This is a genomic window from Streptomyces sp. URMC 126 (genome assembly GCF_051386555.1).
GTDB lineage: Bacteria > Actinomycetota > Actinomycetes > Streptomycetales > Streptomycetaceae > Streptomyces.
This window is the reverse complement of record NZ_JBPQTX010000707.1, coordinates 1-360: the sequence shown is the minus strand read 5'-3', so window position 1 is coordinate 360 and position 360 is coordinate 1. Positions and strand designations below refer to the sequence as shown.

Annotated in this window: 1 pseudogene; it reads right to left on the bottom strand. The window is 72.8% G+C overall.

The features are described from left to right. Nucleotides 1-360, bottom strand: a pseudogene (locus ACSNOK_RS33555) (hemin transporter); the annotation flags it as partial.

Genomic DNA, 360 nt, shown 5'->3' with positions numbered 1-360 from the left:
CAGGTCGGGGCCGAAGGACTCGTAGTGGATGCGGGAGGCGGGGATTCCGCGCTCCAGCAGCCGGGTGCGCACCGAGCGCATGAACGGGACCGGCCCGCACAGGTAGGCGCGGGACCCCTCGGGGATCTCGACGTCCGACAGGTCCACCAGTCCGGTGCGCCCGGCCGGCCACTCGCCCTCGGGACGCTCGTACCAGACGTGGAGGGCGGCGTCGGGCAGCTTGGCGGTGAGCAGTTCCATCTGCTCGCGGAAGGCGTGGGAGGACTCGGTCCGGTCTCCGTGCACCACCGTCACCCGGCGCGGTGAGCCGGTGGCGGCCAGGTGGGCGAGCATGCTGACCATCGGGGTGCAGCCGATGCC